Genomic DNA, 13,680 nt, shown 5'->3' with positions numbered 1-13,680 from the left:
TTTATTTCCTCGCGAAGTATCTAATAGAGGCAAACGCGAAAACGCCCGCGTTTGCCAGCGCCGCCGTTTCGCGCTCGCTTATTATTCCGCCTAAGGCGATTGTTCTTTTGCGTATTGTAGGATCAAGATCGTTAAGAAAGCCTACGCCTTTCGGCGCGCCTTTGTTTGCGACGGCGAATATCGGCGAAAGCGCGACGAGCGTCGCGCCGTTTTTAATCGCGCGTCGCGCCTCGCTTGCGCTATGGCAGCTTACGATCGCGATTAGCCCCGATCGCGCCGACAGTTTAGCTTCGCGCGCGCGATCGGCGCTTAGATGAACGCCGTCGGCGCCGAGCTTTTTGGCTAAACGCCGTCGGTTATGCAAAATCAGCTTAGCTTTGTAGCGTCTGGCAAGATACAAAAACCGTTTGGCTACTAAGGCGTAGTTTCGCGCCCTCTTATCGCGCAGGCATAAAAAATCGGGACGATAGAGGCGATAGGCTCTAGCGAACGCGTTGGCAAAACGAAAAGGCGAATAATACTTAGGATCGGACACGAGATATTTTTTCATAGCTTCGCGGCGAGAAGAAACAGGCGCTACTCCGAGCGCGAGTTTAACTCTTTCGCGATCGTTTCTAGCAGAAAGTTTTGCTTTTTTATTTCGTCGTAAATTTCAAACAGTTTTTTCGCTCCCTCTAAAACCGCGATCACGACAAGACCGGGAATCAACCCTATAACGGCGGCGCAAATCGCGCTCGGCAAACCGAGCGGATAGACGTAAGAGAACGCGAAATACGCGCCGCTAAACGTAGCGACCCACGCCGCCCCGCTCGCAAATCCCAACAGCCATTCAAAAGCGAAGCTCTTCAAAGTCGTTTAATGGCTCTCTTCTTCAATCATAACGGCGCCGCCGATATAGACGTATGTGAGAATCATAAAGATAAAAGTTTGCAAAAGCCCGAAGAAAAAGAGCATAAAAAACGCGGGCAAAGGCGCGACAAGCGGCACGAGCAAAAGCATAACCAGCAAAAACATATCGTCGCCCTTTACGTTGCCAAAAAGACGGAACGAAAGAGAGATTATGCGCGATAGATGCGAAATAACCTCGATCGGAAACATAAGCGGCGAGAGCGCTTTAACGGGTCCGGCAAAGTGTCCGAAATAGCGCAAAAAGCCGTTTGCGCGTATCCCCTCGAAATTATAATAGATAAAGACCGACAGAGCCAGAACCACAGTGATATTGATATTCGCCGTCGGCGACTCAAAGCCCGGAATAATACCGATCATATTTGAAACGAAGATGAAAAGCCCAAGCGTGCAGATAAGCGGCACGTATTTTCTTGCGCGCTCCTCGCCCATAATATCCGCGCCGAGCTTATGCGTTCCCTCCACAAACCACTCCAGCGCGTTTTGCAAACCGCTTGGCACGCTTTTGAGTTTGCGCGTCGCCGCGTAAGCCAAAACGGCTATGATCAGCGCGACCAACACGCTGTGCGCGAGCATTTGATAGACAAAAAAGTAGTCGTCGCCGTGCTCGAATCCAAAAATATGTCCTAATTGACCTAAGAAAGTAAATACTCTCGCGTCCATCGCTTCCATCAGAGCGTTCCCCCGAAAACCCAAAAAGTTTTGTTGAGCATATCCTAGCCTTCCTTAGAAACCGATCTCTTTTATGTCGGCGATTGTCAAGAACCGCTTGTATACGCTTGAGAGCAATCCTAAGCGGTTGGCGCGGATAGCGGGATCTTGCGCGTTTACCAATACGGCGTTAAAGAAGCGATCCAAAGGCTTTTCGAGGGCGAAAAGTTCGGACAACAAGCGGGAGTAATCCTTTGATTCGATCTTTTCGCTCGCTTTAAAAAGCTCTAGTTCCTCGTCGGTTTCAAACAGCTTTGGATCGACCTTTAGCGCGCTTAGATCGCAATCTTTCAGTATATTCGCCACCCGTTTGAAAAGCGCGAAATTGTTCTTGAAGCTCTCGTTTTTCACGAGCGCTTCCAGCGCGCGGACTTTTTTGGCGATCTCTAAAACGTCGTCCTCGCCCGCCTCCGTAACCGCTTTAATTATAGACGCCGCGCCGCCTAAAACCGAATAGAGCCGCTCTTTGAAAAAACTTTTAAGAGCGCCGTAATCGAAAGGCTTATAAAGATCGCCGAGCGTTTTTATAAGCGCGTCGATCGACAAAGACCACTCTCGATCCAGCGCGATGCGCGCTGTGGAAGCCGCCGCTCTCCGCAAGCCGAAGGGATCCTTGCTGCCGGTCGGAATTAGTCCTATAGAAAACAGCGCCATAAGAGCGTCTATTTTAACGGCGATCGCAAGCAACGCGCCGGTTTGCGATTTTGGCGGCGGGGAGTCTTCGCCAAGCGGCAGATACTGCTCGTAAAGCGCGCGCGCGACCGCCTCGTTTTCGCCCAGTTTCAGAGCGTAGCGCATGCCCATAACGCCCTGCAATTCGGTAAATTCATAGACCATCTGCGTAGCCAGATCGCGCTTTGACAGCGCGGCGGCGCGCTCGACGAACTCGTCTTTAACGCCAAAGAACGTTTGCAAACGCTTTACGATCTCCTGTTCTCGTTTTTGTTTATCATAGATCGAGCCTAGATTTTGCGCGTAATTGATTTGTTTGAGCGGCTCCTCTTGCAGACCGCTTTTAAGATCGTTGCGCCAAAAAAACAGCGCGTCGTTAAGACGCGGGCGCAACACCTTCTCGTTGCCCGCGATCACAGCCGAAAAATCTTCCGTAAAGGCGTTGGCGACGACGACGAACGCGTTGGTTAATTCGCCGTTTTTAAACGCGGCAAAATAGCGCTGATTTACTTTCATAGAGGTTATAACGACCTCGCTCGGCAGCTCCAGAAAATAGCGGTCAAACTTGCCAAGCAGAGCGTTCGGATACTCCGTAATAGCTGTTACCTCGTCTAATAGCTCCTCGTCGATCTCTATATGAACGTCGTTTGTTTCCTCTATTTGCTTAAATTGCGTCAATATGATCTCTCGCCGTTTTTTCGCGCTCAGAATCACGCCGCGCTCAAGCAAAAACTTTTCGTAATTTTCCGCGCTTTTCACTTTCTGCGGATCAAAGCTATACGATCTGTGCGCGAAAGTAAAATCGCCGGATTTAACGCCGAAAACCTCGCAATCGACTTTCTCTTCGCCGCGCAAAGCGAGCAGCCAGCGCACGGGGCGGATGAATTCGTAAGAGAGACTTCCCCACCTCATCGTTTTGCCAAAATCAAGGCTACGCAAAAACGAGGTTAGCAGATCGCCTAAAACCTCGTTTAGCGTTCTGCCTTCGACGCGCCTTTCGTAGCTTAAAACCTCGCGTCCCTTTTGCGTCGATTTGCCTAGCTCCTCAAACGCGACGCCGCATTTTTTCGCAAAACCCAGAGCGGCTTCGGTAGGTTTGCCGTTTGCGACGGCGTTTGCGAGCGGCGGACCGAACGCGATCTCGACGCGGCTCTTTTGCGCGGTTAGAAAAGAGGGGTGATAAAACGCCAGACGGCGCGGCGTAAAATCAAACGAAAAAGGAGACGAAAACCCAAACGTTTCAAGCGCGTTTTTGTATTTGTCCTCTATTTCGCCAAGCGCTCGTATTAAGGACGCGGCGGGCGCCTCTTCCAGCCCAATCTCGATCAAAAGCGGTTTCAATGACAGCCTTATTGAAAACTTTGCGCGGATTGTAAGCAAAAGCCGCTTTGGACTACAATTGCGGTAACTTAAACTACGAGCGTAACTTGGAGCCAGAAGAGATTCAAACGGTTGTAGCGGCTTTTATGGATCGCTTTTTTGGCGACGATCTGAATATGGCTCAAACCGAGCTGGATTTTATCGACTTGAACGGCTTTGAGAAACCTAAGCTGGACTATCTCAAGTTGCGCCGTTTTCTAGTTACGGCTTACAACAGTCTTAAAACTATCGATCCGCACATTTTGGAAGACGGCTTGCTTTCAAAAATTCATCAGGATACGGATCGGCTTTACGCGTATCTGCTGGAGTTTAGCAAGAAAATTAGGCTTAGCAAGTTAGCCTATGTCCGCGATTTTCTGCCTACCGTGCCGCGCTATTACGCATTGCAAAACGAGGTTATCGTAACCGAAGCCGCTAAAAAACGCTATCAGGCGAGCATGGTAAGTTTAGGGCGGGAGCTTGCCGAAACGCCGCCGCCGAAAACTCCCGAAGAGATCGCTCGCCAAAAGGCGCTTAACGCAAGATATGTCGATGCGATCGACGGTTTTGCAAAAGCCAAAGATAAACTCGTCGTTATCGCCGCGGAGTTGAAAACGCTGGAGGAATCGATGAGTTCAAATTTTTTTGAGCGATTTCGCGAATATACCGAAAATATCGATTCGGCGTTACGCGAAATTATTCAAACAAAAAGCTACTATTTTGACAAACTGCTATGGGATTTAGCCGCCGATTCGCAGCTAATAGCTAAGTTTTTTAGGCAGGCGCGGATAGAGGGAGGCTATTGCACGAAAACTTTTATAAGCTACTATTTGCGCAATATCGACGTTAATAAAACCGGCGCTTCGGATTGGCACATATATCTTCATGAGGCGCTAAAGGTTTTTGAGTGAGCGGTTTTTATCATACCAAATACTCTAACTCGGAAATAAAAAGGTTGCTTGAGATTGGCTCGCGCCATGTAATCAAACCTATCAATCCGCCGGAAGCGGAAGCGATCGCTCCGAACCGAAAAGTCGCTAACGATTTTGCGTCTAATTTGGACGTGGCTATGCAAAAACTAATTGAAAATCGCTCGAAAATATATCTGTTTGAAAATCTTGAACAAAGCGAAATTTCGCTGATTGTAAAAAACGCGCGGCTTTTAACATACGGCGTTCATGAGACGCTATTTGCGCGCGGCGATCGCGGCAAAGAGATATTTTTTATTCTATCCGGAAGCGCGGATATATTTGCCGCCGCGTCCGACGCGCAAAGCGAGAAGATCGCGCAAGTGGGAAGCGGAGCTTTGATCGGCGAAACGGCGTTTATAAGCCGCGAGCCGCGCGAAAACGTTTGCGTATCTACGATCTCAGATACGACGGCGATTAGTTTTGAGATAAACGAGGGGGCGATGAGCGCCGCCGCCGCGCCGTTTTTGCGGTTATATATAAACATAACGAACGCGTTGTCCAAAAAAATCGGCGCCGCCGCGACGTTAAGCGCGTAACGCTCGGCAAAGATCGCAAAGAGCGTTAGTCGAATTTTAGGAGCAAATATGCTTAGATTTATAAAAACTGACGTTTTCTTTCGCGACGGCGTTTCGCCGCAAAACCCGTTTTTAGGCTCGACGCTACGCGGCGCGTTCGGCGCGGCTCTAAAACGAATTGCCTGCGTAAATCCAAAGTATCTGTGCGAAGATTCAAGCGGCGAGGCGAGTTGTAAATGCGCGGCTAACTGCCTCTACGACGAGTTTTTTATACGCAAAAACGTCTATCACGCTTACCGTTTTAGCAAACCGATCGGCGAAAACAGCTACGATTTTTCGTTTTATCTGTTTGAAAAGGCGTGCGAAAAACTGCCGTATATTTTGAGCGCGCTAAAAGAGATGGCAAGCGCCTGCGGCTTTGGACGCGAGCGCGAAAAACCGGAGATCAAAAAAATTGTTTGCAACGATCGCGTCGTATATGAAAACGGCGTTTTTGATCTAGGCGTCGTCGAACCTAAGAGTTTTGAAGCACCTAAGCCGTCCGAAAAAATTGCGCTTCATTTTAAAACGCCGCTTAGGATAAAGTCCAACAACAAGCTACTTGTTTCTAAACCGGCGCTAAGGCAGATTTTAGGTTACAATATGACCCGATTTTGAGGAGAGCGGGGCGCTACGCGTAATCGCGCCTTCGTATCGCGATCAACTTTTCGCGAAAGAGGCGAAAAGACTTTGCCGTTTTGACTTGCCCCAAAATATAATAGCCCCGCTTTATCGCTTAAAAAATAGACGCGAAAGGCTTGTTTTATCGGGGTTAATCGTTACAATACGCGTAAAATAATCTAGGACGCTTAATGGACTCGATTCTCCTCGTCGTGATTGCCGCAAGCGCAATCGCCATCGTTTTGAACATCTATCTAAAGAAACTCGATATTCCGCCCGTGATCGGATATATTGCTTCCGGCGTAATCGTCGCGCAACTTTTTACGATCGGCGAGGAGCATCACGCGCTAGACGAGATCGGCGAGTTTGGCATTGTATTTTTAATGTTCACCATAGGGCTTGAGTTTTCGCTCGATTACTTGCGGGCGATGAAGCGCGAGGTCTTTTTATTCGGCTTTTTACAAGTGGTCGTAAGCGCCGCGCTGTTTTCCGTTATCGCGATTTGGGTTATGGGTATAGAGCCAAAAGCGGCGGTCGTGTTATCTTCCGCGCTTTCAATGTCCTCTACCGCCATCGTGCTAAAACTGCTCAAAGAGCGCGGCGAAATCGGCAAGCCTTACGGCAAGCAGGCGCTTGGCATTCTCATCTTTCAAGACATTGCCGTAATCCCCGTTTTGCTGATGGTTACGCTTTTTTCAAAGCCGGACATAACCCCTATGCATTTGATTTTGCAGATGAGCGTATCGGCGATCATAGTGCTGATCGTCTTATCCACGATCGGCAAATTCGTCATAACAAAACTGCTCGAGTTGGCAAACAGTTCGCAAACGCACGAGATCTTTATCGGCTCGGTTTTGCTGATTGTCGTCGGCGCGGCGCTGTTGGCGCATGAATTTGGCTTTAGTTACTCCTTAGGCGCGCTCATCGCCGGAATTATGATTGCCGAAACTCATTATAAACATCAGGTAGAAGCCGATCTCTCGCCCTTTCGCGATCTGTTATTGGGCGTGTTTTTTGTTACCGTAGGTTTGCAGATCAACCTTAGACTGCTTGTCGATCACATAGGCTTTATCGCCGCGGTCGTAGCGATAGTTATGCTATGCAAAGCGATCGTAATATATATCGTCGCGCGCGCGTTAAGCGATAAGTTTTCAGCGGTTAGGAGCGCGATCGCGTTAATGCAGATGGGCGAATTTGGCTTCGCCATTTTCGCCTTAGCCACGCAAGCGGGCATTCTGCCCGACAAGGAGTTTTTGGGGCAGCTATCGGCGGCGATAGCGATCTCTATGGTGCTAACGCCGTTTATCATTAAAAACTCCGAACGCATAGCCTCGCTTTTCGAGCGCGGCAAAAAACAGAGCTTGCCGGCGCCTAATATCCAATCCGCAAGCGTATCGGGTCACGTTATAGTGATCGGTTACGGAGCGGCTTTAGGGCAACAGGTGGCGCAGATGCTTAAAGAACGCGAAATTCCGTATATCTGCGTGGAAGGACAGTATAAGAAAGTCGAGGAAGGATTCGAGCGCGGACACGCCGTTATGCTTGGCAACGCCGCGCAACGATCTATTTTAGAACACGCGGGCGTAAAAAGCGCCGCCGCCGTTATTATCGCGATCGATCGAGAGAACGATATTCGCTTTGCGGCGGAGGCAATCATCAGCGCAAATCCAAACGTGAATTTAGTGATCAAAACCAACAATACGACGACGCCCGGCGTTTTTAGCGATCTGCGTTCGGCGACTTTTGTGGACGAGTATAGAGAGGCGGCTAGACTGATGATAGAATACGCGCTTAAAGCCAAGACGGAAAACGTTTAATAGATCGCCGCGCATTTTTAGGGCGGCAATCGAGGAATACGAGTTGAGTTATATTAAAGACAGCGTTATAGACGAGTGGATCTCCGAAGAGATCGGCTATTTCGATCTAACGACAAAGGCGCTTGGCATATGCGATCAAAAGGCGACGATTGAAATTGCGGCTAGAAGCGATTGCGTCGTTTGCGGTTGCGAAGAAGCCGTTAAGATCGCGCAAAAGCTCGATCTCGTCGTAAAAGAATACGCGATCGCGGGCGAATCGATAGCCTCGAAGCAAGTTATTTTTAGCGCGACGGGCGCCGCGCGAAACGTTCATTTAGCGTGGCGCGTTTCGCAAAACGTTATTAGCTTCGCCTCTACGATCGCCACGAGGACAAATCGCTTGGTTACGCTTGCTAAAGCGACAAATCCGCTAGTTGGCGTAGGTTGCTCTAGGAAATCGGTTCCGGGCGCGAAAGCGCTATCGTTAAAAGCTGTTTTAGCCGGCGGCGGGAGCGCGCATCGAGCCGGATTAACCGAGACCTTTTTGTTGTTTAACGAACATCGCGTTTTTCTTGGCGACGACGCGCGCGTATTTGACGGGTTAGCCGAGATTAAACGGCGATTGATTGAAAAAAAGATAATTATCGAGGTAAAGTCGATAGACGAAGCGGTAAAATTCGCGCCATACGCGGATATATTACAGCTTGATAAGCTATCTCCAAACGATACGCTAGAGATAAAAAAGTTAGCGCCAAACATCCGCATAGCCGTCGCTGGCGGCATAGACCCTAGCAACGTTCAAGAGTATGTAAAAGCCGGCGCGGATTCTATCGTAAGCTCTTGGCAGTTTTACTACGATAAGCCGATAGACTTTGAGGTAAATATCTCTTGAAGCGTCCGCGTCGTCGATGATCGCCCCGCAAAAGCGGGGCGATGGATATAATGGGATATGAATAAGCGTTTACGACGCTAACCGAATTATAAAACTACGCCGCAAACGAACCGCTTCCTCCGCCGCGCGACGCTAAGACTTACCGTTGATTTCATTTAGCTTTTCAATCTTTAGCTAAACGTCAAATCGTCTATTTTGCCTTCGTTGTTCGCGCAAGCGTTTAAAGATCGCCTAAATGCCCGCTCGTATCATAAGGACGTTTAAGCGCGTCCGTTTTTATCCGGCGCGCGGGCGTAACCCCGCCGTTTTCCGCTTTGATAGCTCGCGAGCGCTTTTGCGCGGATATAAAATTAAGCGAGAGCGTAAAAGAGGTTCGTATTTGGTTGCGTTTACCGATCCAAGCCTTTTTCTTCGCCCCCTCTTGCGCCGCTACGAATAGCTCCGCTATCGTTTCGGCGGCGAATAATCCAACTCGCGGCGCGGAGCCTCAAAGCGAATTGTTTGATCATTTAGCCTCCCAAAATTTAAGATAGAGGCTAGTTTAACGAGTTAAACTTAATTTTATATAAAAAAACTATACTAAATTCTAATTTTAACAAATTTTGCGTCCGCCGCCTTCGTAAAGGCGTCGAGGAAGGCGATTCGCTGTTTAACGATCGCGTGGGCGCGGCTTTCAAGCGCCCGCTCTTCCGCAGGGGTGATCGGCGGCTCTCCGCGCGAGGCGAGGATTAGATTTTGGGCTTTTATCGCCTCGTTTACGCTTGATTTGCTTAGCGCTTGCGCGCTTTGAAAACGCAGGATCAACGCTCGTTCTACATAGGTTTGCGAGTTTAAGTCAGCCTCTAAAATTCGCGCTTTCATATCCGCCGCTACAAATTCGCTCGCGCCGATCGAAGCCGTCTCAAAAGCGCGCTCGATCGCGTCTTGATCGCTGGTCGTCCCGCTTTGATTTTGCGCCGACAATCCCGTTTTGCTTAACGTCGCCGCGCTATTTAGTCCGTAAACGTCGCCGCGCGAATAAGACAAGCCGTCAAAAGACGATATGATCATCTCTCGCTCCTTGTCAAACAACAAGCAATAAAGATTCCTTATTTGATCGCAAGCGGCATATCGCGATGTGTCGCGGGAGGAATTAAGAAGCGCCAAAGACGATATTAAGCCGTAGTCCCGATAAGCGCGAAAACGCTGAATATAAGCCGCCGCAAACAAAGCGGCTTTTGCGTCGTATAAAACGCGACTACTGTTCAAGCGTTTATGCTCGCTTTAGCTAAACGCCTTTTTAATAGCGATAGACGCGGGCGGCGATAATATAATCGGTTTTTCTAGGCGTTCGCGCTCATAAACGGCGGGGCTATAGATAGCAGAGTAAACGCGGAGACGATACAATCGGCGTTTTTCGACTAAATCAAACGGCGCGAAATCTGCGCTACGCTTTGTTTCAATTTAAGTCTCGCTTCTTTCAATTTAACTATTAAGTTGCGTTTCATCGGGCAAACGTTGCGTTTTGTTTTCGCGCGAATTAGATCAACGCTAATTTAAGCGTAAATGACTTAACATTCATAAACTTTGATTTTCATCAGGAAAAGAGATTGTTGCAATGCAGTTCGCTCGGTTTGGCTTTTGCTTTAATCATATTATTGGAGGTCAAAAAAAAGATTCCTCTCGTTCTCTTTCTACTATCTGTAATTAGCCTAACCTTTCTAATATTACTAGCGGGCGGCGGTAACGACGACGATGGCGATAAGCAAAAGTCTCCCCCTATAATCAAGCGGCAAAAAAGTCTTGGCGGTAGCGCCAATGACTACGCTAATTCCATCCAACAGACAAACGGCGGCGGCTATATTATCGCGGGCGTTGACTCCTTTGCTGACGGCGCTGTAACGGAAAACCAAGGCGATAGTAACTATTGGATCTAAAACTAAAAGCAAACGGCGTTATTGAATGGCAAAAAAGTCTTGGCGGTAGCGCCAATGACTACGCTAATTCCATCCAACAGACAAAAGACGGCGGCTATATTATCGCGGGCGTTAACTCCTTTGCTGACGGCGCTGTAACGGAAAACCAAGGCGATAGTAACTACTGGATCGTAAAACTAAAAACGCCGCCCCCATCATTCCTGCGCGAAGCGATAGGACGGTTTACCGCCCGTAATCGCAAAGGAAGGCGGGATTCCATCTTTTTGCCGATCGTCGTTATGGATACCCGGCTTGCGCGGGTATGATGGGAAGCTGACGATTGGCTTAGCGTTTGCGCGCGCGTATCTGGATACCCGCTTTTGATTACGAAGCGATCGCGTTTCTACCGCCTTGCGCGGGTATGACGGAATCTTGCGCTTACGGCGTTAGATCGGCAAAACGATTGCGATCTTATTAGGACTTTATACGGCGCTTCGGCTGCCGGGTTTTATCGGCGCGCCGTGTTTGGCGCAAAGCGGACATTGATCGGGCGCATAGATGGGAAAATCAAAATCCGCCAACGCGAAAAGAGGTTTATTGGGCGGCAGTTTGCACGCGCTAACTCCCGCCGCGCCGCCGACGCGACGGCAGAAACCGCGATTTGCCAAAGCGGCAAACGCGACTATCTCTCCGCCGAGCGCCTCGATGATTTTGGCGCACTCCATAGCCGATCCGCCCGTCGTGATAATATCCTCGCAGACGATAACTTTCTCGCCTTTTGCCACCTCAAAGCCGCGCCGAAGCGTCATTTTGCCTTCGGCGCGCTCCGTAAAAATAGAGCGAACGCCAAGCGCTCGCGCCAATTCGTAGCCGGCTAAAATCCCGCCAAGCGCCGGCGCGCAGACGGCTTGCGCCTCGATCGCGGCGGCGCGTATTTGCTCCGCCAGCGCGATCGCTAGTTTTTCGGCGGTTTTTGGATTTTCGAGCGCTTTAGCCGATTGCAGATAAAAGCCGCTGTGAGCGCCGCTGCTAAGCAGAAAATGCCCCGTCAAAATAGCGCCGGCGTTTTTGTAAATAGCCTCTACGTCCATAGTTAGCCTAGATTTTAAGGATATTCGTTTCTTTTTCAGCCAAATGTTTATCGATCAAGGCGATTGTCTCGTCGGCTATTTTCTGTATTTCGTCGTGCGCGCGCTTGCTCTCGTCTTCGGTAATCGCTTTGTCTTTTTCTAGTTTCTTTATTTTATTGTTCGCGTCCTGCCGAACGTTGCGCGAGGCGACTTTGGCTTTTTCCGCCATAGCTTTGGCGTGTTTTACCGCCTCTTTGCGTTGATCTTGCGTCATCGGCGCAAAAGCCAAAATCACGCCCGCGCCGTTATTAGACGGATTAACGCCAATATTCGCGATCTGAATCGTCTTTTCAATATCCTTTAACAGACTCTTATCCCACGGCGTAATAACGATCGTATTCGCGTCGGGCGTGGTTATGGAGCCGACCGCGTTTAGCGCCGTCGCCGTCCCAAAATAGTCAATTTTGACGTTTTCGACGATTTTAGGCGAAACCTTGCCGGTGCGCAGAGAGCTAAACTCGTGGCTTAGCGACTCTATACATTTTTGCATTCGCGTTTTTGTTTCGTCGTAAATCGGCTTTAGCATGCTTACTCCTTTGGCGCGTCGGGAATAACCAACGTTTCTGGAACCCCCGCCGAGTCGGGCGCAAGCGGAATCGACGTTTGCTCTTCGACGCTCGCGGGGGTTTGAATAACGGCGCGATCAACTACGGAAGCGTCGCGCCCCGCATAGTAGATATAGGTGAGCGCGATGGAGTTAGCTATCAGTAACGCGCCAAAAAACGCGGTAACTTTGGCTAAAAAGGCGTTTGGACCCCGCGAGCCAAACAAGGATTCGTTGCTGCCGCTATACGCGCCCAAACCGATACTAGAACTTTTTTGAAGCAAGACGACCACGACTATAATTGCCGCCAGCACGAATTGCGCGATTAGCAAAGCGCTTGTCATAAAAACTCCCAACAAGAGATTTTGTAGGTTAAAATGCGGCGCGAATTTTAGCTTAAAATGTCTGTAAAGGAGCTTAGTGGGAGCGGCGACGCGACGATTTGATAGATTTTCGGCGCGTTACGCGAGACTGAGCGCCATGCAAAAGACAATCGCCAAAGAGTTGATAAGCGCCGTAAATTACGCGCCAAAGCGTATAGCGGATATAGGTTGCGGCGACGGCGCGATCTATCGTCAAATATCGTGGAGCGTCGATCTCTTTGCCGCGATCGACGCGGCGGAGGCGATGATCAAGCTACATCCAAGCGGCGATTGCGTTCGCAAGGCGCTGGTCGATTTCAACGACGTTCGCGCGCTAGAAAAACTTGCCGCTTACGCTCCGTTTGACCTGATCGCCTCTTGCTGTTCGCTCCAGTGGGCAAGCGATCTCGATAAAACGCTAAAGGCGATCGCGCCTTTTGGCGGCAAAATCGCCTTTGCGCTTTTTACAGACAAAACGCTTCAAACGCTTCGCGACCTCTCCGGCGCGCAAACGCCGCTGTTATCCGAGCGCGAGGCGCGCGGGATAATTTCGCGCTATTTTAACGCTAGGTTTTGGAGCAAAAACTATCGTTTAGAGTTTGGCTCGAAACGCGAGATGTTTTCATATATTCGCGAAAGCGGCATTGGCGGCGGCAAAACGAGGTTAAGCGTTTCGGAGACAAAACGGCTAATGGCTAACTATCCAAACTCGCGGTTGGAATACGAGACGCTGTTTGCGATCGGCGGTTTCTAATGCGATCTTTTCCGCTAAGCGTCGCGATAAAGAAGTTAGCGCGGCGATCGCGGCGGTTATAATCGGCGATTTTTTGGGATCGTCGGATTGATTTGCGTTTCGCGCCGATCAAAGCCTTTACTACCCTCGTCGCGGGCGTTTTTAGGGTTTTTGGCTAGAATTGCGCCTTTATTTCACGCTCTCTTTGCCAATGTAGCTCAGCGGTAGAGCTCTCGCTTCGTAAGCGAGCGGTCGCGGGTTCGATTCCCGCCATTGGCTCCAGCCAAGCCGCAATCGACCAAACGTTTTTACTCTCTCGGCACGGGCGACTATGTCCGCCGCTAATCATCTCTTTATCGATCCGCTCACGCTACGCACGATTGTCCCATATTGGACGGCAGAGGAAGCAGAGGAGTGCGCGAAAATGATTTGCGCTATTGTCAGAGATCGCGTTAGGAATGGGAGCGATTTAGCCTATAGCGCCGACGATTTTAGATCGGATGCTTATGAAGGGATTATACTAGCTAAGCAGCG

17 protein-coding genes and 1 tRNA gene are annotated in these 13,680 nt (G+C 49.7%); 10 read left to right on the top strand and 8 right to left on the bottom strand.

Translation table 11 applies throughout. The features are described from left to right. Position 1: 1 nt before the first annotated feature. The 4 genes from LBF86_04620 to glyS all read right to left on the bottom strand — a co-directional run bounded on the left by LBF86_04620 (position 2) and on the right by glyS (position 3,630). Positions 2-550: a thiamine phosphate synthase gene (locus tag LBF86_04620; GenBank protein ID MDR0664788.1), complete on the bottom strand. Its 549-nt coding sequence runs from the start codon at positions 548-550 to the stop codon at positions 2-4. A 26-nt stretch (positions 551-576) separates the two neighbouring features. Continuing rightward, on the bottom strand, positions 577-849 hold the full coding sequence (locus LBF86_04615) for a hypothetical protein (GenBank protein ID MDR0664787.1): 273 nt from the start codon (positions 847-849) through the stop codon (positions 577-579). A 6-nt stretch (positions 850-855) separates the two neighbouring features. After that, the gene (locus tag LBF86_04610; protein MDR0664786.1) at positions 856-1,569 is read right to left on the bottom strand and encodes a F0F1 ATP synthase subunit A; all 714 of its coding nucleotides are present in this window, start codon (positions 1,567-1,569) and stop codon (positions 856-858) included. A 63-nt stretch (positions 1,570-1,632) separates the two neighbouring features. Further along, on the bottom strand, positions 1,633-3,630 hold the full coding sequence (gene glyS / locus LBF86_04605; GenBank protein MDR0664785.1) for a glycine--tRNA ligase subunit beta: 1,998 nt from the start codon (positions 3,628-3,630) through the stop codon (positions 1,633-1,635). Positions 3,631-3,716: 86 nt separating this feature from the next. On the opposite strand from glyS, the gene LBF86_04600 reads away from it, so the two are divergent. The 5 genes from LBF86_04600 to modD all read left to right on the top strand — a co-directional run bounded on the left by LBF86_04600 (position 3,717) and on the right by modD (position 8,482). Further along, complete coding sequence (locus LBF86_04600) at positions 3,717-4,559, top strand: hypothetical protein (protein ID MDR0664784.1); 843 nt, start codon at positions 3,717-3,719, stop codon at positions 4,557-4,559. Continuing rightward, a complete protein-coding gene (locus LBF86_04595; GenBank protein ID MDR0664783.1) occupies positions 4,556-5,155 on the top strand; it encodes a cyclic nucleotide-binding domain-containing protein in 600 nt (199 codons plus the stop codon). The genes LBF86_04600 and LBF86_04595 overlap by 4 nt, the downstream gene beginning before the upstream one ends. Before the next feature lie 48 nt (positions 5,156-5,203). Beyond that, positions 5,204-5,791, top strand: coding sequence for a hypothetical protein (locus LBF86_04590; GenBank protein ID MDR0664782.1), 588 nt, complete (start codon positions 5,204-5,206; stop codon positions 5,789-5,791). Between the two features lie 194 nt (positions 5,792-5,985). Next, positions 5,986-7,611: a cation:proton antiporter gene (locus LBF86_04585; GenBank protein ID MDR0664781.1), complete on the top strand. Its 1,626-nt coding sequence runs from the start codon at positions 5,986-5,988 to the stop codon at positions 7,609-7,611. A 43-nt stretch (positions 7,612-7,654) separates the two neighbouring features. Then, positions 7,655-8,482 (top strand): ModD protein, encoded by an 828-nt coding sequence (gene modD, locus LBF86_04580; GenBank protein ID MDR0664780.1) that lies wholly within the window; start codon positions 7,655-7,657, stop codon positions 8,480-8,482. A 579-nt stretch (positions 8,483-9,061) separates the two neighbouring features. On the opposite strand, the gene LBF86_04575 is transcribed toward modD, so the two are convergent. Then, positions 9,062-9,532, bottom strand: coding sequence for a hypothetical protein (locus tag LBF86_04575; GenBank protein ID MDR0664779.1), 471 nt, complete (start codon positions 9,530-9,532; stop codon positions 9,062-9,064). 542 nt (positions 9,533-10,074) lie between these two features. On the opposite strand from LBF86_04575, the gene LBF86_04570 reads away from it, so the two are divergent. After that, complete coding sequence (locus LBF86_04570) at positions 10,075-10,398, top strand: hypothetical protein (GenBank protein MDR0664778.1); 324 nt, start codon at positions 10,075-10,077, stop codon at positions 10,396-10,398. Continuing rightward, positions 10,389-10,703: a hypothetical protein gene (locus LBF86_04565; protein MDR0664777.1), complete on the top strand. Its 315-nt coding sequence runs from the start codon at positions 10,389-10,391 to the stop codon at positions 10,701-10,703. The genes LBF86_04570 and LBF86_04565 overlap by 10 nt, the downstream gene beginning before the upstream one ends. Before the next feature lie 156 nt (positions 10,704-10,859). Here LBF86_04565 and pyrE read toward each other — a convergent pair whose 3' ends face one another. From pyrE to secG, 3 genes are read right to left on the bottom strand one after another with little or no spacing between them, the layout of a single operon-like run. Continuing rightward, on the bottom strand, positions 10,860-11,468 hold the full coding sequence (gene pyrE / locus LBF86_04560; GenBank protein ID MDR0664776.1) for an orotate phosphoribosyltransferase: 609 nt from the start codon (positions 11,466-11,468) through the stop codon (positions 10,860-10,862). Positions 11,469-11,475: 7 nt separating this feature from the next. Then, positions 11,476-12,033, bottom strand: coding sequence for a ribosome recycling factor (gene frr, locus LBF86_04555; protein ID MDR0664775.1), 558 nt, complete (start codon positions 12,031-12,033; stop codon positions 11,476-11,478). A 2-nt stretch (positions 12,034-12,035) separates the two neighbouring features. Beyond that, positions 12,036-12,395, bottom strand: a complete 360-nt coding sequence (secG, locus tag LBF86_04550) for a preprotein translocase subunit SecG (GenBank protein ID MDR0664774.1) — start codon at positions 12,393-12,395, stop codon at positions 12,036-12,038. Between the two features lie 76 nt (positions 12,396-12,471). Between secG and LBF86_04545 the strand changes: the two genes are divergently transcribed. The 3 genes from LBF86_04545 to LBF86_04535 form a co-directional block, all read left to right on the top strand. Continuing rightward, positions 12,472-13,167 carry a hypothetical protein gene (locus tag LBF86_04545; protein ID MDR0664773.1) on the top strand — a complete coding sequence of 232 codons (696 nt, stop codon included), beginning with the start codon at positions 12,472-12,474 and terminating at the stop codon, positions 13,165-13,167. A 186-nt stretch (positions 13,168-13,353) separates the two neighbouring features. After that, positions 13,354-13,428, top strand: a tRNA-Thr gene (locus tag LBF86_04540). A 49-nt stretch (positions 13,429-13,477) separates the two neighbouring features. Then, a partial coding sequence (locus LBF86_04535) for a hypothetical protein (protein MDR0664772.1) occupies positions 13,478-13,680 on the top strand: 203 nt, incomplete at its 3' end.

This window comes from Helicobacteraceae bacterium (assembly GCA_031258155.1).
Classification (GTDB): Bacteria; Campylobacterota; Campylobacteria; order Campylobacterales; family SZUA-545; genus JAIRNH01.
Note: the sequence above shows the minus strand (reverse complement) of the source record. Positions and strands in the feature narration are given on the sequence as shown.